Origin of the sequence: Sphingobium sp. JAI105 (assembly GCF_015752145.1) — a bacterium.
GTDB classification, from domain to species: Bacteria; Pseudomonadota; Alphaproteobacteria; order Sphingomonadales; family Sphingomonadaceae; genus Sphingobium; species Sphingobium xenophagum.
The window spans coordinates 319,408-339,536 of sequence record NZ_JADOUC010000001.1 but is presented as its reverse complement, the minus strand read 5'-3'; the positions used below and the strand labels follow the sequence as shown (position 1 = coordinate 339,536).

General features: G+C 63.5%; 24 protein-coding genes and 3 tRNA genes. 7 read left to right on the top strand and 20 right to left on the bottom strand.

Going from position 1 to position 20,129, the window contains the following annotated elements; genetic code table 11:
• Positions 1-47: 47 nt before the first annotated feature.
• From IWY39_RS01465 to IWY39_RS01440, 6 genes are all read right to left on the bottom strand, one after another.
• Positions 48-512, bottom strand: coding sequence for a cache domain-containing protein (locus IWY39_RS01465; RefSeq protein ID WP_107125508.1), 465 nt, complete (start codon positions 510-512; stop codon positions 48-50).
• A gap of 268 nt (positions 513-780) precedes the next feature.
• Positions 781-1,245, bottom strand: coding sequence for a GAF domain-containing protein (locus IWY39_RS01460; RefSeq protein ID WP_107125507.1), 465 nt, complete (start codon positions 1,243-1,245; stop codon positions 781-783).
• 84 nt (positions 1,246-1,329) lie between these two features.
• A tRNA-Ala gene (locus tag IWY39_RS01455) sits at positions 1,330-1,405 on the bottom strand.
• A gap of 115 nt (positions 1,406-1,520) precedes the next feature.
• A tRNA-Ala gene (locus IWY39_RS01450) sits at positions 1,521-1,596 on the bottom strand.
• An 89-nt stretch (positions 1,597-1,685) separates the two neighbouring features.
• Positions 1,686-2,021 (bottom strand): TIGR02300 family protein, encoded by a 336-nt coding sequence (locus IWY39_RS01445; protein WP_017182690.1) that lies wholly within the window; start codon positions 2,019-2,021, stop codon positions 1,686-1,688.
• A 15-nt stretch (positions 2,022-2,036) separates the two neighbouring features.
• Entirely contained in the window at positions 2,037-2,192 is a 156-nt protein-coding gene (locus IWY39_RS01440) for a hypothetical protein (protein WP_181316794.1), read from the bottom strand.
• An 11-nt stretch (positions 2,193-2,203) separates the two neighbouring features.
• Between IWY39_RS01440 and aroA the strand changes: the two genes are divergently transcribed.
• The 7 genes from aroA (at position 2,204) to IWY39_RS01405 (ending at position 8,771) form a co-directional block, all read left to right on the top strand.
• A complete protein-coding gene (aroA, locus tag IWY39_RS01435) occupies positions 2,204-3,514 on the top strand; it encodes a 3-phosphoshikimate 1-carboxyvinyltransferase (RefSeq protein ID WP_181316793.1) in 1,311 nt (436 codons plus the stop codon).
• Positions 3,511-3,762, top strand: a complete 252-nt coding sequence (locus tag IWY39_RS01430; protein ID WP_019052007.1) for a CBU_0592 family membrane protein — start codon at positions 3,511-3,513, stop codon at positions 3,760-3,762. The genes aroA and IWY39_RS01430 overlap by 4 nt, the downstream gene beginning before the upstream one ends.
• On the top strand, positions 3,759-4,394 hold the full coding sequence (cmk, locus tag IWY39_RS01425) for a (d)CMP kinase (RefSeq protein WP_017182694.1): 636 nt from the start codon (positions 3,759-3,761) through the stop codon (positions 4,392-4,394). Before IWY39_RS01430 ends, cmk begins: the two co-directional genes overlap by 4 nt.
• A gap of 169 nt (positions 4,395-4,563) precedes the next feature.
• A complete protein-coding gene (gene rpsA / locus IWY39_RS01420) occupies positions 4,564-6,276 on the top strand; it encodes a 30S ribosomal protein S1 (RefSeq protein ID WP_026002310.1) in 1,713 nt (570 codons plus the stop codon).
• A 167-nt stretch (positions 6,277-6,443) separates the two neighbouring features.
• Positions 6,444-6,734 (top strand): integration host factor subunit beta, encoded by a 291-nt coding sequence (locus IWY39_RS01415; protein WP_017182696.1) that lies wholly within the window; start codon positions 6,444-6,446, stop codon positions 6,732-6,734.
• A 48-nt stretch (positions 6,735-6,782) separates the two neighbouring features.
• Positions 6,783-6,868 (top strand) — tRNA-Leu (locus IWY39_RS01410).
• Positions 6,869-6,986: 118 nt separating this feature from the next.
• Positions 6,987-8,771 (top strand): cation:proton antiporter domain-containing protein, encoded by a 1,785-nt coding sequence (locus IWY39_RS01405; protein ID WP_107125505.1) that lies wholly within the window; start codon positions 6,987-6,989, stop codon positions 8,769-8,771.
• Between the two features lie 11 nt (positions 8,772-8,782).
• Here the strand turns inward: IWY39_RS01405 and IWY39_RS01400 are convergent, their stop codons facing one another.
• From IWY39_RS01400 to IWY39_RS01335, 14 genes are all read right to left on the bottom strand, one after another.
• Complete coding sequence (locus IWY39_RS01400; RefSeq protein WP_231377478.1) at positions 8,783-9,274, bottom strand: hypothetical protein; 492 nt, start codon at positions 9,272-9,274, stop codon at positions 8,783-8,785.
• Positions 9,275-9,305: 31 nt separating this feature from the next.
• Positions 9,306-10,097 carry a LysR family transcriptional regulator gene (locus IWY39_RS01395; RefSeq protein ID WP_107125503.1) on the bottom strand — a complete coding sequence of 264 codons (792 nt, stop codon included), beginning with the start codon at positions 10,095-10,097 and terminating at the stop codon, positions 9,306-9,308.
• Positions 10,094-10,492 carry a Co2+/Mg2+ efflux protein ApaG gene (apaG, locus tag IWY39_RS01390; RefSeq protein ID WP_107125583.1) on the bottom strand — a complete coding sequence of 133 codons (399 nt, stop codon included), beginning with the start codon at positions 10,490-10,492 and terminating at the stop codon, positions 10,094-10,096. The genes IWY39_RS01395 and apaG overlap by 4 nt, the downstream gene beginning before the upstream one ends.
• A gap of 32 nt (positions 10,493-10,524) precedes the next feature.
• Entirely contained in the window at positions 10,525-11,733 is a 1,209-nt protein-coding gene (metZ, locus tag IWY39_RS01385; RefSeq protein WP_019052001.1) for an O-succinylhomoserine sulfhydrylase, read from the bottom strand.
• Positions 11,730-12,728, bottom strand: coding sequence for a threonine dehydratase (locus IWY39_RS01380; protein WP_107125502.1), 999 nt, complete (start codon positions 12,726-12,728; stop codon positions 11,730-11,732). Before IWY39_RS01380 ends, metZ begins: the two co-directional genes overlap by 4 nt.
• 119 nt (positions 12,729-12,847) lie before the next feature.
• Positions 12,848-13,267 carry a hemerythrin domain-containing protein gene (locus IWY39_RS01375; protein ID WP_107125501.1) on the bottom strand — a complete coding sequence of 140 codons (420 nt, stop codon included), beginning with the start codon at positions 13,265-13,267 and terminating at the stop codon, positions 12,848-12,850.
• Positions 13,268-13,333: 66 nt separating this feature from the next.
• Positions 13,334-14,377 (bottom strand): 3-isopropylmalate dehydrogenase, encoded by a 1,044-nt coding sequence (gene leuB / locus IWY39_RS01370; protein WP_196871315.1) that lies wholly within the window; start codon positions 14,375-14,377, stop codon positions 13,334-13,336.
• Between the two features lie 51 nt (positions 14,378-14,428).
• Positions 14,429-15,163: a DNA repair protein RecO gene (gene recO / locus IWY39_RS01365; RefSeq protein ID WP_107125499.1), complete on the bottom strand. Its 735-nt coding sequence runs from the start codon at positions 15,161-15,163 to the stop codon at positions 14,429-14,431.
• A 22-nt stretch (positions 15,164-15,185) separates the two neighbouring features.
• Positions 15,186-17,102: an excinuclease ABC subunit UvrC gene (uvrC, locus tag IWY39_RS01360; RefSeq protein ID WP_107125498.1), complete on the bottom strand. Its 1,917-nt coding sequence runs from the start codon at positions 17,100-17,102 to the stop codon at positions 15,186-15,188.
• 274 nt (positions 17,103-17,376) lie between these two features.
• Entirely contained in the window at positions 17,377-17,991 is a 615-nt protein-coding gene (locus IWY39_RS01355) for a F0F1 ATP synthase subunit B family protein (RefSeq protein WP_019051995.1), read from the bottom strand.
• Complete coding sequence (locus IWY39_RS01350; RefSeq protein WP_107125497.1) at positions 17,984-18,478, bottom strand: F0F1 ATP synthase subunit B family protein; 495 nt, start codon at positions 18,476-18,478, stop codon at positions 17,984-17,986. The genes IWY39_RS01355 and IWY39_RS01350 overlap by 8 nt, the downstream gene beginning before the upstream one ends.
• 85 nt (positions 18,479-18,563) lie before the next feature.
• Complete coding sequence (locus IWY39_RS01345; RefSeq protein WP_006961951.1) at positions 18,564-18,791, bottom strand: F0F1 ATP synthase subunit C; 228 nt, start codon at positions 18,789-18,791, stop codon at positions 18,564-18,566.
• A gap of 53 nt (positions 18,792-18,844) precedes the next feature.
• A complete protein-coding gene (locus IWY39_RS01340; protein ID WP_017182710.1) occupies positions 18,845-19,630 on the bottom strand; it encodes a F0F1 ATP synthase subunit A in 786 nt (261 codons plus the stop codon).
• Positions 19,631-19,687: 57 nt separating this feature from the next.
• On the bottom strand, positions 19,688-20,011 hold the full coding sequence (locus IWY39_RS01335) for an AtpZ/AtpI family protein (RefSeq protein ID WP_107125496.1): 324 nt from the start codon (positions 20,009-20,011) through the stop codon (positions 19,688-19,690).
• Positions 20,012-20,129 lie beyond the last annotated feature (118 nt).

The window sequence follows — 20,129 nt, the reverse complement described above, 5'->3', positions numbered from 1 at the left end:
CCATCGACGCGGCACATGCCGTCGATGGCCCCTAGTCCGATCCCGTCCTATTCGGGATAATAGCCGACACCCACGACATGATTGTCGACCAGTTCGATCAGCGACATCTTGCGTTCAACCCGATTGTCAGCGCGGTTGAGCCAGACATAATTGATCTTTCCATGGCCGCTGGTGCGGGCAATCTCTATCATGTCGCGCACGATCGGTTTGCCTTCCGCATCGGTCAGATCGCTGACATCGCGGCCGACCAGGCCGGGATGCGCGCCATAGGCTTCGTAGACCCCGTTCAGGTCGAAAACGAACACATAGAGTTCCCCGGTGTTGAATACCCCGTCCTTTTGATTGAACGCAGCAAAGGCAGGCCCGGCGCCGGCCGTCTTGATGGTCGCCACGGCTTTTTCGAGCATGGCCTGCGCCTGTGCTGCATCGGCGTGCGGGGCGGCCAGGGCGGGGGCGGCGGAAAGCGCGAGGGCGCAGACCATAGCCGTGAGGGTGCGCGAAAATGGGAACATGAGCCAAATCTCCTCTGATCATCGACGACAAACGCTGAAGCCGGATGCAGGCGGACCTTCGGTCTCCATCCGATTGCCGATGACAGGGCGTAATTAACCCGGTCTGCGCACGCGCATTTAGACGCAGATCAAATCGACCTTTGGTATGAGGCCATATGCAAGGAGAGGCATGTCGCGGCCGCGCCGCTCAAGGTCTGAAATCTATCTTGGCCACGCTCGGCGCAAACGAGTCAGGCAAAGTCCCGGTGCCATCGGCTGGCCATCCGCATCATTTCGCCGACAATATCGCACCGATCGATCGGGCATAGTCCTGCATGGCGGCGACGATGGCCGGCGCGCTGACCGAACGGGGGTTGGGATCAATGGCGCACAGCGTGCCGTAGAAGCTGCCATCAAGCAGAATGACAGGCAGCGACACATAGCTTTGAAAGCCGTAAAAAAGAGGGACATGATGCGTGCACCAGTCCTGGTCCATGGCGACATGATCGATATAGATGCCTTCGCCGCAACGGCGAATGTCGTCGCACAGGGTCTTTTTGATTTCCAGTTCTCCGCCGGGATCAAGGCCGAACTCGATCCGGTCGACGATCTGGCACGCGACCCAGCGATCTTCCGTCACCCTGGCGACCGCAGCGAAACCCATGCCTGTCGTCTGGCAGACCTCTTCCAGTATCGCCCGAATCCGATCGTCATCACCGTGCGCCGCGACCGAGGCAGCGAAATCGTCCCGCATAGATGCACCTCTTCTGGCGCGATGCTCATCGCACCGCAGCATCTGGCAGCCATTTAGGATTGTGCGCGATTGCACGCAAGATTTTGGTGGAGCCTAGCGGGATCGAACCGCTGACCTCCTGCATGCCATGCAGGCGCTCTCCCAGCTGAGCTAAGGCCCCATCCGGTGCGGCAGCAAGGCTGCGGAACCCGTTGGTATATGATCGCGCCCCTCCGCTTGCGCTTCGGGAGTTTCGCCGGAAGCCGTCCCCCGGACGGCTTTTGTATCGGCGAAACTGGTGGAGCCTAGCGGGATCGAACCGCTGACCTCCTGCATGCCATGCAGGCGCTCTCCCAGCTGAGCTAAGGCCCCATTTCCATCGCTAAAGCGCCGTTTGGGTCCGGCGCTTCGGAGGCGCTGCCATTAGGTCGCAGCGCCATCCTTGGCAAGAACAAAATGACTTAATTATCGTCCGCGTCGTCGTCGCTGGCCGCATCGACGCCCAGGTCGTCGTCACCACCCAGATCGACGTCATTATCCGGCGAATCGCCGTCATCATCGACGTCGATGTCGAGGTCCAGATCGTCATCGGCCGTTTCCAGCTCACCGTCTGCGGTTTCGATAACCTTCTTGGGCGCTTCCTCATAGGGGAGCGGCTGCTTCGACTTCAGCACCGGCTCCGGTTCCCAGGCCGCGTTGCAGTTGATGCAGACGACCGGGCTGTCATTGCCCAGGTCATAGAAACGCGTGGCGCATTTCGGGCAGGTCCGCTTCGTGCCCCATTCAGCCTTCACCATGTCCGGCCTAATCCTTTATTTGATGCTCAAATACCAACTACGCGGCGCAACGGTGAAGTTGCCCGCGAAACGTCGCGCGCCTTGCCATAGCGGGACGGCGCTGTCAAAAGCCGGGCGCATTTTTTCGACCCCGACATGATCGGAACGCTTCAGTGACTGCCACTTCTTCATCGCCGACCCCCATGACTTTCACCGCCGCCCCTGCCCTGTCGGGCAGCGTCGCCGTGCCGGGGGACAAGAGCATTTCCCACCGGTCGCTGATGCTGTCGGCGCTGGCGGTGGGCGAAAGCCGGGTCGAAGGCCTGCTGGAAGGCGAGGATGTGCTGGCGACGGCCGCGGCGATGCGGGCGATGGGCGCGGACATAGAGCGCGATGCGGATGGCATCTGGCATATCCATGGCGTGGGTGTGGGCGGGCTGCTCCAGCCGGAGACCGCGCTCGACATGGGCAATAGCGGCACGTCGACGCGGTTGCTGATGGGGTTGCTGGCGAGCCATGACCTGACCGCCACTTTCACAGGGGACGCTTCCCTGAGCAAGCGCCCGATGGCGCGCGTGACCGAGCCTTTGGCGCGGATGGGGGCAAGCTTCACCACCAGTCCGGGCGACCGTCTGCCGCTGACGATGCGTGGCGCCTGCCCCGCCGTGCCGCTCGATTATCGGTTGCCGGTGGCGTCGGCGCAGGTCAAATCGGCGATATTGCTGGCAGGCCTCAACACGCCCGGCATCACCCGCGTGGTCGAGCCGATTCCGACGCGCGACCATAGCGAGCGGATGCTCCGTGGATTTGGCGCGGAACTGGATGTCGAGGTCGAAGCAGATGGAACGCGGATCATTACGCTGGTAGGCGAAGCGGAACTGAAACCGCAGCAGATCGTCGTGCCGGGCGATCCATCGTCGGCCGCTTTCCCGATGGTCGCAGCACTGCTGGTGTCCGGATCGCAGGTGACGATCGCCAATGTCGGGCTGAACACGACGCGCGCGGGCCTGATCGACCTGCTTCGGGAAATGGGCGGCTCGATCGAGGTCATCAATCCGCGCGAGGTCGGCGGGGAGCCGGTGGGCGATCTGGCGGTCACGGCCTCCGCGCTCAAGGGCGTGGAGCCGGACCCGGCGCTGGCGCCCAGCATGATCGACGAATATCCCGTCGCCTTCATCGCCGCCGCGCTGGCGCAGGGGCGCAGCGTTTTTCGCGGTCTGGAAGAATTGCGAGTCAAGGAATCGGACCGGATTGCGACGATGGCGGCCGGGCTGCGCGCGATCGGCGTAACGGTCGAGGAACTGGAGGACGGCATCATCATCGAGGGCAGCGGCGGCGCACCATTGGCGGGCGGCGGGCCTATCGCAACCAAGCTGGATCATCGAATCGCCATGAGCTTTGCGGTGGCCGGGCTGGTGTCGCGCGACGGGGTGATGATCGACGATATGGCGCCGGTGGCGACCAGCTTCCCTACCTTTGTCCCGCTACTGCGAACGCTGGGCGCTCTGGCATGACGATGGACTGGGCCAATATCGTCGGATTGCTGGGCAGCGGCCTGATGGTGGTCGCCTATGCCTATAGTAACATAGCAAGGGAACTGAACTTCCTGTGGTTCAACCTGCTGAACCTTGTGGGATCGCTGCTGCTGATCGCGTCGCTCACCATCCATTTCAACCTGGCGTCGATGGCGCTGGAGATTGTCTGGGCGGCGATCGCGGTGATCGGCCTTGCCAACACGATCCGCAAAGGCAACGCCCGATGATCATAGCTGTCGATGGCCCCGCCGCGTCGGGCAAGGGAACGATCGCGAAGGCATTGGCGCGTCATTATGGCCTGCCTTGCCTCGACACCGGGCTGCTGTATCGCGCGGTCGGCCTGTCGGTGCTGAAGCGCGGTGGCGATCCGGACATTAAGGCCGATGCACTGGCCGCCTGCGACTTTGGCGACGAAATACTGGCCGATCCGGCGCTGCGGAGCGAAGCGGTAGGTAGCCTTGCCTCCCGCGTGTCGGTGCATCAGGCGGTACGGGACGCGCTGATCGCCCGGCAGCGGGATTTTGCGACCCAGCCAGGCGGCGCGATATTGGACGGCCGCGACATCGGCACGGTGATCGCGCCGGACGCCGACGCCAAGATCTTCGTCACCGCCAGCGTCCATGTGCGGGCCGAACGCCGATACAAGGACAGCCTGGCGCAGGGCGGACAGCCCGATATGGACAGCCTGATCGCCGACATTCAGGCACGCGATACGCGCGACATGAGCCGCGATCACGCACCGCTGAAAATCGCGGACGGTGCGGACTTGCTAGATACAAGCGATTTGACTATAGACGCGGCCGTCCAGCGGGCCATTGCGCTTGTGGACGCCCAGCTTGAAGGTCGCCCTGCGGGCTGACCCGTCAAGGCGCGCGGTTTTACCACGCGCCCTTTTCGCTTTTCACAGCCGCGCGTTCCCAAGCCCCTGACCGGCGGGATACGCGCCGGATATTCGGTCCTGCGCGTGTTTTGGCCAAAGACCATCGGATACAACCGGTTGGCCAGCAATGATGTATGAAGGACTGACCATGGCCTCTACGGCATTCCCCACGCGCGACGATTTTGCCGCGCTTCTCAATGATTCCCTCGGTGGCGAGGACGGCGGCTTTGAAGGCCGCGTCGTCAAGGGCACCGTTACCGCCATCGAAAACGACCTGGCCGTCATCGACGTAGGTCTGAAGTCCGAAGGCCGCGTGCCGCTGCGCGAATTCGCGATGCCGGGCCAGAAGGCCGACATTAAGGTTGGCGACGAAGTCGAAGTCTATGTCGATCGCGTCGAAAACGCCCATGGCGAAGCGATGCTGTCGCGTGACCGCGCCCGCCGCGAAGCCGCCTGGGACAAGCTGGAAGCCGAGTTCACCGAGAGCGCGCGCGTCGAAGGCGTCATCTTCGGTCGCGTCAAGGGCGGCTTCACCGTCGATCTGGACGGCGCCGTGGCCTTCCTGCCCGGCAGCCAGGTCGACATCCGCCCGGTTCGCGACGTCACCCCGCTGATGGACATTCCGCAGCCCTTCCAGATCCTGAAGATGGATCGCCGCCGCGGCAACATCGTCGTGTCGCGTCGCGCCATTCTGGAAGAAACCCGCGCCGAACAGCGCAGCGGCCTCATCCAGACGCTGGCCGAAGGCCAGATCATCGAAGGCGTCGTCAAGAACATCACCGACTATGGTGCGTTCGTTGACCTGGGCGGCATCGATGGCCTGCTGCACGTCACCGACCTGTCGTACAAGCGCATCAACCACCCCAATGAGATGATCAACATCGGCGACACCGTTCGCGTCCAGATCATCCGCATCAACCGCGACACGCAGCGCATCTCGCTTGGCATGAAGCAGCTGGAAAGCGATCCTTGGGAAGGCGCATCGGCCAAATATCCGATCGGCGCCAAGCTGTCGGGCCGCGTCACGAACATCACCGAATATGGTGCGTTCGTCGAGCTGGAGCCGGGCATCGAAGGTCTGGTCCACGTTTCGGAAATGTCCTGGACCAAGAAGAACGTCCACCCCGGCAAGATCGTTTCGACCAGCCAGGAAGTCGAAGTTCTGGTTCTGGAAGTCGATCCTGAAAAGCGCCGCATCTCGCTGGGCCTCAAGCAGGCTCAGTCGAACCCGTGGGATAGCTTTGCCGAGCGTCACCCGATCGGTTCGACCGTCGAGGGCGAAGTCAAGAATGCGACCGAGTTCGGCCTGTTCATCGGCCTGGACGGCGACGTCGACGGCATGGTCCACATGTCCGACATCGCCTGGGGCATCTCCGGCGAGGACGCGCTGGCGCTGCATCGCAAGGGCGAAGCCGTGCAGGCGGTCGTTCTGGACATCGACGTCGAGAAGGAGCGCATCAGCCTTGGCATGAAGCAGCTTGAGCGTGGCGGTCCGGCTGCGGGCGGCACCACTGCCGCTGCCGCTGGCCTGAACAAGAACGCGATCGTCACCGTGACCGTCCTTGAAGTCCGCGACGGCGGCCTGGAAGTCCAGGCCGGCGAAGATGGCGCCACCGGCTTCATCAAGCGCAGCGACCTGGGCCGTGACCGTGACGAACAGCGTTCGGAACGCTTCCAGATCGGCCAGAAGTTCGACGCGATGATCACTGGTTTCGACCGTGCGAAAAAGCCGACCTTCTCGATCAAGGCGATGCAGATCGCCGAAGAGAAGCAGGCTGTGGCGCAATATGGTTCGTCCGACAGCGGCGCGTCGCTGGGCGACATTCTGGGCGAAGCGCTGAAGGCGAAAACCGAAGGCTAAACCCCTTCGTGCCTTGCAGCGAACAGAAAGCCCGCCGGAACACTGGTTCCGGCGGGCTTTTGCAAATATTTCTGGAAACGAAACGAACTTCTTGTTCCCTCATTGTCAACGCCTTGCCAAATCTCTATGCAATGGATGGGACACGGCAGAGGGGCGCTGGACAACCAATGATCCGTTCGGAATTGATCCAGAAACTGGCTGATGAAAATCCGGGGTTGAACCTTGCGGAGGTGGAGAAGATCGTCGATCTTTTCTTCCGCGAGATTGTCGACCGGCTGGCGTCGGGCGGTCGTGTGGAACTGCGCGGCTTTGGCGCTTTCACGACGCGCGCGCGCGAAGCCCGCACCGGGCGCAACCCGCGCACCGGGGAGCAAGTGCCGGTATCGGCCAAGCGCGTCCCCTATTTCAAGCCGGGCAAGGAAATGCGCGAGCGGCTGAACGTCAAGGGCGAAAGCTGATCACAGCGGCTTGACCTGATCCGCGCCAGCCGTCAGGGAATGCGGCACGCGGACGTGGCGAAATCGGTAGACGCAGCGGACTTAAAATCCGCCTTCCCCTGGAAATGCGGGTTCAAGTCCCGCCGTCCGCACCATTTTTTCTCAAATCCCCTATTTCGAACCGGCATCCGCGCGGCGCGTGGCGAACTGCCGTAACGGCATTTTTCTACCAAAAGGCTGGATATTCCACCGACTTGCCGCAATGATGGCGACATGGCCGGTGCGATTGATCCCCATAGTTTCAGCGACTCCCTCGTTATCCTTGGCGCGGCCGGGCTGGTTATTCCCGGATTTGCGCGCTTTCGCATCAGTCCGGTGATCGGGTTCATCCTGGTCGGGCTGGCGGTCGGCCCGGCTGGCCTGGGCGCGCTGGTCGGGCAATATCCCTGGCTCTATCATGTCACCATTTCCAACCGCGCGGCGATCGAGCCATTTGCCGAACTGGGCGTCATATTATTGCTGTTTTCCATCGGGCTGGAACTGAGCTTCAAGCGGCTATGGACGATGCGGGCGCAGGTGTTCGGCGTGGGCGCGGCGGAATTGCTGTGCAGCGGGGCGCTGATTGCGCTCGGCCTCTATGCCTTGGGCCAACCGACCGCAGGCGCAGTCGGTCTGGGGTTGGCGCTGGCGCTGTCCTCGACCGCCGTGGTGCTGCCGATGGTCGGCACCCAGAGCGCCGTCGGGAAAGCCGCATTTTCGATGCTGCTGTTCGAGGATCTGGCGCTGGTGCCGATCATCTTCATGCTCGGCGCGCTGGCACCGTCCGTCGCGGCCAGTCCCGACGGGGCGTGGGGCGAGATGATGAGCACGCTGATGCGCGGCGGCATCACCATCGCGATCATGCTGGTGCTGGGCCGCCTGTTCCTGCCGCATATTTTCAGCCAGGCGGCGCGGACGAAAAGCCCGGAGGTGTTTCTGGCCGCGAGCCTGCTGGTCGTCATCGTATCCAGCCTGGCGACGTCCATCGCGGGCCTGTCGCCGATCGTGGGAGCGCTGCTGGCGGGACTGATGATCGCCGAAACCGATTATCATGGCGAGGTCGAGGTCATCACCGCCCCGTTCAAGGGGCTGGCGCTGGGCGTATTCCTGATCACGGTCGGCATGAGCCTGGACATTCGCGTGATCCTGGCCAACTGGCCCAGCCTGGTGCTGGCGGTGGCGGGCGTGGTACTGGCCAAGACGCTGGTGACCGCCGCGCTGCTCTATTTTTCCGGGGCGCGCAAGGGTGTGGCGCTGGAGGTTGGCGTGCTGATGTCCAGCCCGTCGGAGACCACCCTGATCGTGCTGTCGACCGCAGCGGCGGCACAACTGATCCTGCCGTCGACCGCCGCCTTCTGGCAGATCGTCACCGCCATTGGCCTGACCATCACGCCGTTGCTGGCGCGGATTGGCCATGATGTCGCCCGCCGACTGGAAATGGCGCTGGGCGAAGAACTGCCCGAAGCGAGCGAGGAGCATGCCGAGGCAGCAGCGGTCGTCATCGGCTTTGGCCGGGTCGGACGGATGGTGTGCGACCTGCTCAAGACCCACAAGCAGCGTTTCATTGTCGTCGAATCGGACCCCGATGTCGTCGCAGAAGCGCGGCGGGCGGGTTATCCCATATTATTTGGCGACGTGGCGCGGGTGGAAATGCTGGACAAGCTGCGGCTGGGCCATGCCCGCGCGCTGATCCTGACGATGGACGACCCGGTCCTGTCCGTCCGGCTGACCCGGCGGGTGCGTGGATGGGTGCCGGATCTGCCGATCATCGCCCGCGCGCGCGATACCAGTCATGCCGCGCAGCTTTACAAGGCGGGTGCGAGCGATGCAGTGCCGGAGACGCTGGAAAGCTCGCTGCAACTGGCCGAGACTGCGCTGGTCGATCTGGGCGTGGCGATGGGGCCAGTGATCGCATCTATCCATCAGATGCGAGAGGATTTGCGGTTGGATATTAAAGATGCAGCACAGATGGCCACCGTCCCGAAATTGCGGCGGTTGCGACCCGACGAGGTGAGCTGACGCTCCCCGCTTCAGCGCTGGGTGGCGCAAATCCTGACACGACTGTCGAACCAGCAGGCGCCGTCCCGCTTGAGATTTTCGGACAACAGCGCCTGGGCATGGGTGACGCCGGGCTCTTCATTCCATGACGCGCCAGCGGTGCCGTCTCCATTGGGTGTCAGATAGGCGAAATAGGTTTTGACCTGATGCTCGCCATCGGAATTCAGGATCAGGCTGCCATTGCCGTCATGCAACGACACCATCGGGCAATCCTTCTTGATGTCGAGATAGACCTTGCCGTCGATCCTGAGATAGCAATCGCCATAGATGGTCGACACTGAACTGTCGGCTTCCGGCTCTGCGACATTGCCTGCCGCGTTGGCATCGGGGACAGGCGCACCAGCAGCATTGCCCGCGGCATTTTGCGCGACGTTTTGCGTCCTTGCATCATTTGCGGGCGAATCTTCGCCGCCGGAACAGGCGACCAGCGCGAACGCGAGAACGCTGCTCGTCCATCCGGCCATGCCACGCATATCACCTATCCTCATCGCAATATCAGCGCGTCAGCGCTTCGACCAAAGCCTTCACCTTCTTCTGCCGCCATTGCGGTAGCGGGGCGATCAGCCAGTAGGACAGCGGCGAAGCAACTGCCTCGCCGACCTGACGGATGCGTCCGGCGGTCAAATCCGCCTCCGCCAACAACAGGGGCACGCTGGCACGGCCAAAGCCAGTGGCGGCGGCCTCGATCGCCAGCCCGGCGTCGGCCACACGGATGCTGGCCGGCTGATCGCTCGACGGGCAGCCGGGCCATCCGATGCGCTGGTCCGGGCCGCCATTGGCCGCCTCTACGGTAACGAACAGCGGCTCGCCCAATTGGACGCCCTCATGCTCCCCGACCCGGTCCGACAGACGCAGCGCGACGTCGAGATTGGCTTCGGTGAAATCGAGCATCTCGTCAGCCGCGACCAGAGAGAAGGTCAGGCCGGGCTGGCTGGCGGCGTAGGCGGCCAGACGCGGCTGAAGCCATTTGGCGGTGATGTCGCGCGGCGCCGCAATGGTGAGGGCGCTGCTGGACTGGCCCGCCTGCATGGCGCGGACGGCTTCCTCAAATTCCAGAAAGCCGGCGCGCAGCGCGTCCAGGCCGCCTTCGGTTTCCGGGGTCAGTTCCAGCCCCTTGGGCGTGCGGCGGAACAGGACGACTCCCAGCAGATCCTCCAGCGCGCGAATCTGCTGGCCAACGGCGGCGGGCGTGACCGCCAGTTCATCAGCCGCGCGGGTGAAGGACAGATGGCGGGCGGCTGCGTCCAGCACGCGCAGGCCGTTCAGCGGCAAATGGGTGCGCTTCATTCGGCGACCGCCGGGGCGATGAGGGCGAAATGCGGAATCGCGACCTCAAAGGTTTCGCCGCCCATGCCGATCATCTGATAATTGCCCTGCATCGATCCGGTGGGCGTATTGAGCGGGCAACCCGACACATAATCATAGCTTTTGCCCGGCTGTACCACCGGCTGTTCACCGACCACGCCGTCGCCGTCGACACGGTGCTGGACGCCCCGCCCATCGGTAATGATCCAGTGGCGGCTGAGCAGTTGCACCGGCAGGTCGCCGTGATTTTCGATGCGGATATGATAGGCCCAGAACCAGCGGCCCCGGTCCGGCTCCGACTGTTCGGGCAGGAAGGAGACGGCGACATGAACAGTCACATCGCGCGTCGTCGCGTGGAAGGGGAAAAGCGCGTTCATGATGCTGAGATGCGCTTGGCCGATGCCTCCCGTCAACGCCCTATCGACGTGAGAGCGCGATCAAGATCGGCAATGACGTCGTCGGCATCCTCCAGACCCACGTTCAGGCGGAGCATATCTTCGGTAATGCCGACTTCCAGCCGCGCCGCTTCGGCCATGCCGAAATGGGTGGTGGAGGCCGGATGGGTCATGAGCGACCGCGAGTCGCCGATATTGTTGCTGATGTCGACCAGTTCGAGCCCGTTGAGCAGGCCGTGCGCTTCGGCCCGGCCACCGCCGACATAGAGCGAGAAGATGGGACCGGCCATCGCCATTTGCGACATGGCCAATGCGTGCTGGGGATGGCTTGGAAGGCCGGGATACAGGACTTTCGCCACGCGGCCTTCAAGGAAGGCGGCGACCTTCAGCGCATTTTCGCTCTGGCGGCGGATGCGAAGGTCCAGCGTTTCCAGCCCCTTCAGCACCACCCAGGCGTTGAAGGCGCTGAGCGTCGGGCCGGTGTTGCGGTGGAACGGCAGCAGGACATTGTCGATCCATTCACGCGTGCCGCAGACCGCGCCCGCGAGTACCCGGCCCTGACCGTCCATCATCTTGGTCGCGCTATAGGCTACCACGTCCGCGCCAAATTCCATAGGCCGCTGGAGCGCTGGTGAGGCGAAGGCATTGTCCACAACGCTGGTGATGCCATGCGCTTTGGCAATGGCGCAGACGGCGCGCAAGTCCACCACATCCATGGTCGGATTTGCGGGGGTTTCGAAGAAAAACACCTTGGTGTTGGGCCGGATCGCCGTTTCCCATGCGGCGGTATCGCGCGCGTCGATCGTGGTCGTTTCGATCCCGAATTTGGGCAGCAGCGTATCGGTCAGCCAGCGGCACGAGCCAAAGGCCGCTTTCGCCGCGACGACATGGTCGCCCGCCGACAACTGGCAGAGCAGCGCCGCCGTCATCGCCGCCATGCCGGTTGCGGTGGCGCGACAGGCTTCCGCCCCTTCGAGCAGGGCGATACGCTGTTCCAGCATCTCCACGGTGGGGTTCTGGAGGCGCGAATAGGTCATGCCCTGCTGTTCACCGGCAAAGCGTGCGGCGGCGTCCTCCGCCCGGTCATAGCTGTAGCCGCTGGTCAGGAAGAGCGCTTCGGAGGTTTCGCCCCATTCGCTGCGCGCGGTGCCGCCCCGGATCGCCAGCGTGGCTGGCTTCCAGTTCTTGGTGATATCCGGGTTTTGGCCGCTTTTCCGCTTCATATCGCTTTCCGCATGTCCTGCCGCACCACGGGGGTGGCGCCGCCCAATATTTCGGCCATCTGGCTCATGTCGCCATTACCGCCAGACAGGATAACTGCAACCTTCTTGCCCCGCATCGCCTCCTTTTCCTGAAGCGCGGCGGCAAGCGCGACGGCTCCGGCCCCTTCGGCCAGATTATGCGTGTCCTGCCAATAATGGCGGATTGCGGCAGCGACTTCACCGTCGGTTACGGCGACGAAGCGGTCGGCGCGGGGGCCGAAATAATCAAGCGCGGCCTGTACCGGCGTGCATACCGCCACGCCATCGGCAAAAGTGTAGGCGGTGGGGCTGGCGAGCAGCCTGCCCGCCTCGAACGAGCGCTTGGCGGCATCGACATGGGCGGAGACGACGCCGACGACCTTGGTCGCGAGGCCCAGCGCATCGCGCGCCGCGATGGTGCCGCAGAGGCCGGAACCGCAGCCGACGGGGACGTAAACCGTGTCGAGGTCCGGCACCGCATCGAACAGTTCCAGCCCATAGCTGGCGACTCCCCGGACCAGTTCGTCATGATAGGCCGGGACCATGAAAAGCCCCTGCTCGGCAGACAGGCGGAGCGCTTCGGCCTTGGCGCTGTCGAAATCATGGCCATGTTCGATCAGGGTTCCGCCGAACGCCCGCATGGCCGCATTTTTTTCCAGCGCGTTGCCATGGGGGACCACAATGGTGGCCTTGAGCCCCGCGGCAGTGGCGGCGCGGACCTGCGCTTGCCCATGATTGCCACGGGTTGCGGTGATGATGCCGGTGACATGCGGGTGCGTACGACGGAGCCAGTCGATATAGGTGATCGCCCCGCGCACCTTGAACGCCCCGGTAGGCGTGTGATTTTCATGCTTTACCCAGAGTTCGCATCCCGCGCGCGCGGACAGCAGCGGCCAGGCATATTGCGGGGTTGGCGGCACCTGGGCATGGACCATCGCGGCGGCGGAACGGAGCGAAGCAAGGGAGAAATCTGTCATGACAGCCGCAATAAGCCGGGCGCCGGGAACAGGACAGAACCTTTGCGATGAAATTGGCCCTGAACTGCCGCCGGCAGTCCGGTTCTGACCCTGAGGAAATGTCAGCATTCAGTCGCGCGTCAGGCTGCCCCGCGTGGCTGCGCATCTATCAGCGGATAGAGGCACCGTTCTTCCCATGCCATCCGATCGGCCAATTCGCCTTGCAGCACCAGCACCGCCGCAAGATAGTCGTCCCAACTCCCCTTGATCACTGTTGGCGTCCAATATTTGATATGGTCGCTGTAGCGCAGGAACAGGATGCGGATTGCCCGGCCATGTTCGCGCAGGACCGGATCGGCCTGCGCCGCCTGACGGCCGTTCCGCAAATCCAGGGCGCGGGCGTCCTCTCGCCCCATATGTTGACGGAACAGCTGGGAAAAAGAGATACGCCTGCGCGCTATGTCCGGCAGAGCTTCGGAACCGCGCGTGCGCAAGACGTGCGCGAAATCGTGCATCATGGCGCGCAAGGCGTCATGATCCTGTTTCAATATAATCGTCATTCGTTGCGTCCCCGTTTTCTTTTAAGAACGACGGGGCGACGAAATCTTAAGGGCGGCGGTGGCCGGTCAAAGAACCGCCAGCACCGCATCGCCCATTTCAACCGTGGTCATGGCGCCGCCCAGGTCGGCGCTGCGCGCGCCGTCGGCCAGAGCCTTGGCCACGGCCGCCTCGATACGATCGGCCTGCGCGCCGAGGTCGAGCGAATAGCGCAGCATCATCGCGGCGGACAGGATGGTCGCCAGCGGATTGGCCTTTCCAGTGCCTGCAATGTCTGGGGCGGACCCGTGGATCGGCTCGTACAGCCCCTGCCCGCTGCCGTTGAGCGTGGCGGACGCCAGCATGCCGATGGAGCCGACGCACATGCTGGCCTGATCGGACAAAATGTCGCCGAACAGATTGCCGGTGACGATGACATCGAACTGGCCGGGGTTGCGGACCAGTTGCATCGCGGCATTGTCCACATACATATGGCTGAGCGCCACGTCGGGATAGCCCGCCGACACCTCTATCACCACGTCGCGCCAAAGCTGGCTGGTTTCGAGCACATTGGCCTTGTCCACCGAACACAGCTTGCCGCGCCGCGCCTGTGCTGCCTGAAAACCGCTATGGGCGATGCGGCGCACTTCGGCTTCGTTGTACGACATGATGTCATAGCCTTCGCGCAGGCCGTCGGCCGTGGTGCGGAAGCCCTTTTCACCGAAATAGACGTCGCCATTGGTTTCCCGGACGATCAGCAGGTCGATCGCACCGGCAACTTCGGGCTTGAGGGCGGATTCGCCGGCCAGTTCGGGAAATACCCTGGCAGGGCGCAGGTTGGAGAAAAGGCCGAGTTCCTTGCGCAGGCCCAGGATCGCCTGTTCGGGCCGCAGATGGCGTTCAAGGGCGTCGCAATCGGGATCACCCACCGCGCCGAACAGGATGGCGTCGGCGCGCCTGGCCAGTTCCAGCGTTTCGGGCGGGAGCGGATGGCCAACCGCCTTATAGGCCGCGCCGCCGACCAGCCCCTGTTCGTAGGTCAGCCCGTCGATCGCCAGCGCATCCAGCACCCGCTTGGCCTGATCGACGATTTCGGGACCGATGCCGTCTCCGGGGAACAGGGCGATCAACATGGGCGGGCACTCCTTATATTGCGTGGCGATCCCTTATGGAGACAGGAGGTTTCACGCAACCGCCCTTTTGAGCCTTTCGACCAACCTTTCTCTTGCTGCCAGCACATCGGCACGCCAGTCGGTGAGGATCGAGCGTTCGAGGAAGAAGCCGGTCAGGCGCAAGCCGTCGAGTATCTGGCTCCATTCGCCCGTGCCACCCTCCAGCAGGAAGGGGGGAAGCGGCAGGAGCAGGCTTTCATAGCCGACGGCCCCTGCCCGGCTGACCGCCGCCGCGCTGCGCGGGCTGACGAAGGCGAGATCGGTGGCGTCGCCCGTCGCCGCGCAGCGCGTCAGATCAAGGCCGAAGCCCAGTTCGGCGAGCAGCAGCAGTTCGTAGCGAACCAGCGCCACCGCCCAGCCACGGGCCGCAGGGGCAGCCTCCACCGCGCCCAGCACGCCATCGAGCGCGGAATGAAGCGCGGGATAGGGCGTGCCTTCCGGCAGGGCGATGGCGGTCAGCGCGCAGGCCCAGTCGATCGCAGCGGCAGGCAAGGGTTCGGCATGAAGCGGCGCGCGGCTGTGCGCCAGTTCGACGGTCAGGCTGGCGAGCTGTTCCTCCGTCCGGGCGCGGAAGGTCGCCGCGACGCTATTGCCGGGGAGCAGTACTGGACGCATCGCGCGGGATCGGCCGCCCCGCACATAGCCCGCGATCAGGCCATGGTCGGGTGTCAGCAACCGCGCGATCGCGCCATGTTCGCCATGCTGGCGCAGCGAGCAGACGATGGCTGATGTCGCGAGGATCGACATGCGCTATGCGCCCCCGTCGGGATCAGCCATGAAAATAATCATAGACCTGCTGCGCCACCGCTTTTGAAACACCCGGCGCGCGGGCCAGATCCTCCAGCGCCGCGTCGCGGACGGCGCGGGCGGTGCCGAAATGCATGAGCAGGGCTTTCTTGCGAGCGGGGCCGATGCCTGGGACTTCGTCCAGCGACGACACGGTGATCGCCTTGCTGCGCTTGGCGCGGTGGGCGCCGATGGCGAAACGATGGGCTTCGTCGCGCAAGCGCTGGAGGTAGAAGAGGACCGGGTGATTGACCGGGAGCGTCAGTTCGCGGCCATCCATCAGGTGAAACACCTCCCGCCCGTCGCGGCCATGGTGCGGTCCCTTGGCGACGCCGACCATCGTGACATCCTCGATGCCCATTTCCTCCAGCATGGCGCGGGCGGCCGATAGCTGGCCCTTGCCGCCGTCAATCAGCACCAGATCGGGCCATTCGCCGCTGTCGCGATCAGGGTCTTCGCGCTGGGCGCGGCCAAAGCGGCGTTCGAACATTTCGCGCATCATTGCGAAATCGTCGTTGGAGATTTCGGGGTTCTTCATGTTGAACTTGCGATAGGCGTTTTTGCGGAACCCCTCCGGCCCCGCGACGACCATCGCGCCAAGGGCATGAGCGCCCTGAATATGGCTGTTATCGTAGATTTCGATGCGATCAGGCACAGCGTCCAGCCCGAACATCTCGACCATCTCGTCGAGGATCTTGCCCTGGCTGGTGGTTTCGGCGAGGCGGCGGTCCAGCGCCTCCACCGCGTTGCGTTGCGCCTGTTTGATCAGGCGGGTGCGATCGCCGCGCTGGGGGACTTCGATGCGGACCTTGCTGCCGATCCGTTCGCTGAGCGCCTGCGCCATCAATTCGCATTCGGCGGGCGCGCGATCGGCCAGGACCAGCTTGGGCGGCGGCACTTCCTCGTAAAACTGGGCCATGAAGCTGGCCAGCACCTCGTCCTCCGCCACTTCGTTGGTGTGGACGGGGAAGAAGCTGCGATGGCCCCAATTCTGGCCGCCACGAATGAAGAAGGCCTGGATGCACATTGCACCACCCTTTTGCGCCAGCGCGAAAATGTCGGCGTCGCCAAGGCCTTCGGCATTGATCGCCTGACTGCCCTGAATGAAGGTCAGCGCTTTGAGGCGATCGCGGATGACGGCGGCCTGCTCGAAATCCATCGCATCGGACGCGGCCTGCATCGCGGTGCCGAGTTTCTGCTGCACCTTGGTCGACTTGCCACCCAGGAAATCCTGCGCGTCACGGACCAGTTCGGCATAGCCGTCCGGGTCGATGCGGTCGACGCAGGGGGCAGAGCAGCGCTTGATTTGATAGAGAAGGCAGGGGCGCGAGCGATTGGCGAAGAAGCTGTCAGTGCAGGAGCGCAGCAGAAAGAGCTTCTGTAGCGCGTTGATGGTGCGGGTGACCGACCCGGCGCTGGCGAAAGGGCCATAATAGCGGCCCTTCGCCTTGCGCGCGCCGCGATGCTTCTGGACGCGGGGAAAGGCATGATCATCCCGCAGCAGGATGAAGGGGAAGCTTTTATCGTCGCGCAACAGGACATTGTAGGGCGGGCGGTAGCGCTTGATGAGTTGCGCCTCCAGCAGCAGGGCTTCGGCCTCGCTGTTGGTGGTCACGATGGTCATGGAGCGGGTCTGGGCGACCATGCGTTGCAGGCGGCGGGGAAGCCGGTCGACCTGGGTATAGTTGGCGACGCGATTCTTGAGCGCGCGGGCCTTGCCGACATAGAGGACGTCGCCGCGGGCGTCGTGCATCCGATAGACGCCGGGCCGGATCGGCAGGGTTCGCAGCGTCGTGCGGATCGCCTCCACCCCCGCATCGATGTCCGGCGCGCCGGACCCGCGCACCGTGTAGCTGGCCTTGTCTTCGTTGAAACGGTCGGGGGATTGGGGTTGCGACATGGGGATGAGATAGCGTGCCGGGCGGGGATCGCAATGGGGGCGCAAAATAGGATAGTGCGGGCTTAACTTCGCATATTTCCCAGCAATCGTGACATTTTATGGCGCTGGCCTGATCCTATCGGAAAGTCCGGGGGATCGCGCTGTGAAAGCGATCATGACATGGAATGGACGATGTAGGACAGCGGCCCGTCAATCTTTCATCGGGGATGGACCTGCCAACGCAAAAGGGCCGGGATTGCACCCGGCCCTTTTCCATTTGTCTGGCGTGGCGCGATCAGACGACCGGGCCGAGACCCTTGATGGCGCTATCGACCAGAGCCTTGTCGGCGCTGGCATCATGGCCCTGTGCGATCAGGCTGGCCGCTGCCGTGGTTGCGGCGTTGACGGCGCGGGCGCGGATGGCGGTGATGGCAGCGCGTTCGGCGGCGCCAATCTTGTCCTCAGCCATTTTCTGGCGACGGACGACCAGATCGGCGGCAGCGGTGCGGGCGTCCTCCAGCAGGGTTTCGGCCTCATGCTCGGCGGACTTGCGCATCGCTTCGGCCTCACCCGCAGCGGCGGCGAGTTTCGCCTCATATTCAGCCTTGAGCGCATCGGCCTCGGCACGCAGCTTGGAGGCTTCGGCGAGTTGCGCCTTGATCTGTGCGATCCGCCCGTCAAGCACGCTGCCGATCAGCGCGGGAACCTTCTTGAACAGAAGGATGGCGATGAAGGCCGCCATCGCCAGGCTGACCCAGGCGGTGGCGTCCATGCCGACAGCCTTGGGATCGCTATGGGGGGCGACGCCTTCGTGCGCGACGGTGCCAACCGGCTCCAGCCCTTCGGCATGGATTGCCTGTTCAAGGTTCGGGGGCGTTTCCGCCGAATGCTGTGCTGCTGCCTCAGCCATGGGCCAGTGCCGCCTTTACTGCGTTGCGGGCTGCATCGTCCGACGCTTGCACGCCAGCGATACGGGCCACCATGTCGCGTGCCGCATCGGCAGCGACGGTTTCAATTTCTGCCAGAGCGGCATCGCTGGCGGCCTTGATCCGGGCTTCGGCGGCCGCGATCTTGGCGGCGACTTCAGCGTCGGCGGCAGCGAGCCTGGTTTCGGATGCCTTGGCGGCTTGCGCCTTGGCCTGAACCAGCATTGCCTGGGCGGCGGCACGGCTTTGCGCGTCACGGACGCGATAGTCGGCTTCCGCTTCGTCGGCGCGGGCGAAGGCGGCCTTGGCCGCGTCCAGATCACCACTGATCTTCGCGTCGCGCGCGTCCGCCGTACCCTGAACCTTGGGCACCATGCCGAGGCCGATGACGAAGAACACGAAGCCGAAGGTCAACAGCAACCAGAAAATCTGGCTGGAGTAGGTTTCGGCGATTTGCGCGATTTGAGGCATATCTATCCGTCCGATCAGGGCGCGGTCAATTTGGGGGGATGCGGGCGGGCCAGCACGAAGCCGCCCAGCCCGCACCCAATATGTGTCAGGCCACGAACACCAGGATCATGGCGATAACGAACGCCAGCAGACCCAGAAGTTCCGCCGCGGCGAAACCGATGAACAGACGGCCCTGCTGGCCATCAGCAGCGCCCGGATTGCGCAGCGCGCCTTCGAGGAACGCGCTGAACACGTTGCCCACACCGAGGGCAGCGATGCCCGCACCGATCGCGGCCAGGCCAGCACCGAGCAGCTTTGCGGCTTCTGCGTCCATGTCGTAAACTCCTTCGTTAGAATATTGATAATGTTGACGAAATTACGGAAATCTTAGTGCAGGTTTTCGGCATCGTTGAGATAGACCGAGGTCAGCAGCGCGAACACATAGGCCTGGATCACCGCGACCAGCATTTCCAGCGCGCTGATGCCGATCATCAGGACGAAGCTGGCGGTGCCGACGGTGAGACCCAAAGCCGGCGAGGCATTGGCGCTGTTGATGACGAAACCCGCCAGCACCTTCAGCAGTACGTGGCCAGCGGTCATCGCGACGAACAGTCGCAGGCCCAGGCTGAACGGACGCACCATGAAGGAGACGAGTTCAATGAAGAAGAGCGGCACCACCATCAGCGCGGGCGTGCCATGGGGCACGAAGAGCGAGAAGAAGTGGAAGCCATGCTTGGCGAAGCCGACGATCAGGACGATCGAGAAGCTCATGATCGCCAATACGCCAGTGGCGGTGAAATGGCTGGTGAAGGTGAAGGGGTGAAGCCCCACCAGACCCAGCGGCAACAGGCCCAGAAGGTTGGCCAGCAGAATGAACATGAAGAGCGAAAAGACGTAGGGGATATATTTGCGCCCCTTGTCGCCGATATTCGCAATCAGCAGATTCTTGATGAAGCCGGTCATATATTCGACCGCCATCTGCCAGCGACCGGGGACCAGTTCGCGCTTCATGCCGCCGATCACGAAGATCCACAGCACCACAGCCGCGAGCACCATATAGAGCGCGCTGTTGGTGAAGGCGATGTTGAAGCCGCCGATCGACAGATGATCCGTACCGAACAGCGGTTCGATCGCAAATTGATGCATCGGATCGATTTTGCCGGATTCTGCCACGCTGGACCCCTGTTACGTCTAAACCGTCTAAACGTCGGACTATGACAAAAGCGTCCCTTATTCCGGGGGACGCTTCGTCGTCGTCAATCTGATGATGTTCCTGAACGCCGCCACGATGCCAAGACCGAGGAAAACGAGCAGGAGCCATGGGGATGTGTCAAACAGCCGGTCCAAAACCCAGCCGATCAACGCACCGCCGACAAGACCGCCGATCAGTTCCGCAAGAACCCGGTTGCCCAGGCGAGACCCATCGTCCGCCTGTTGCTCCACAGCCCCCTGCCTGACCTTTTCGACGGATTCAGCGCGCGCAATCCGCTCTTCCAGAGACGTGATGCGCGCATCTTCCCCCGCCGGGTCCTGTCCGGGTCCATCCGCAACCATGTTCGTCCTCCATCGGGGTTTTACCCCATATGGCAGGCGGCATGGCGCTTGCGGCTGCACCCGTCAAGGCGCGGCCCGTTTAGAAAGGCGATTGCGGATAGTCAACCATGGTTGGGCA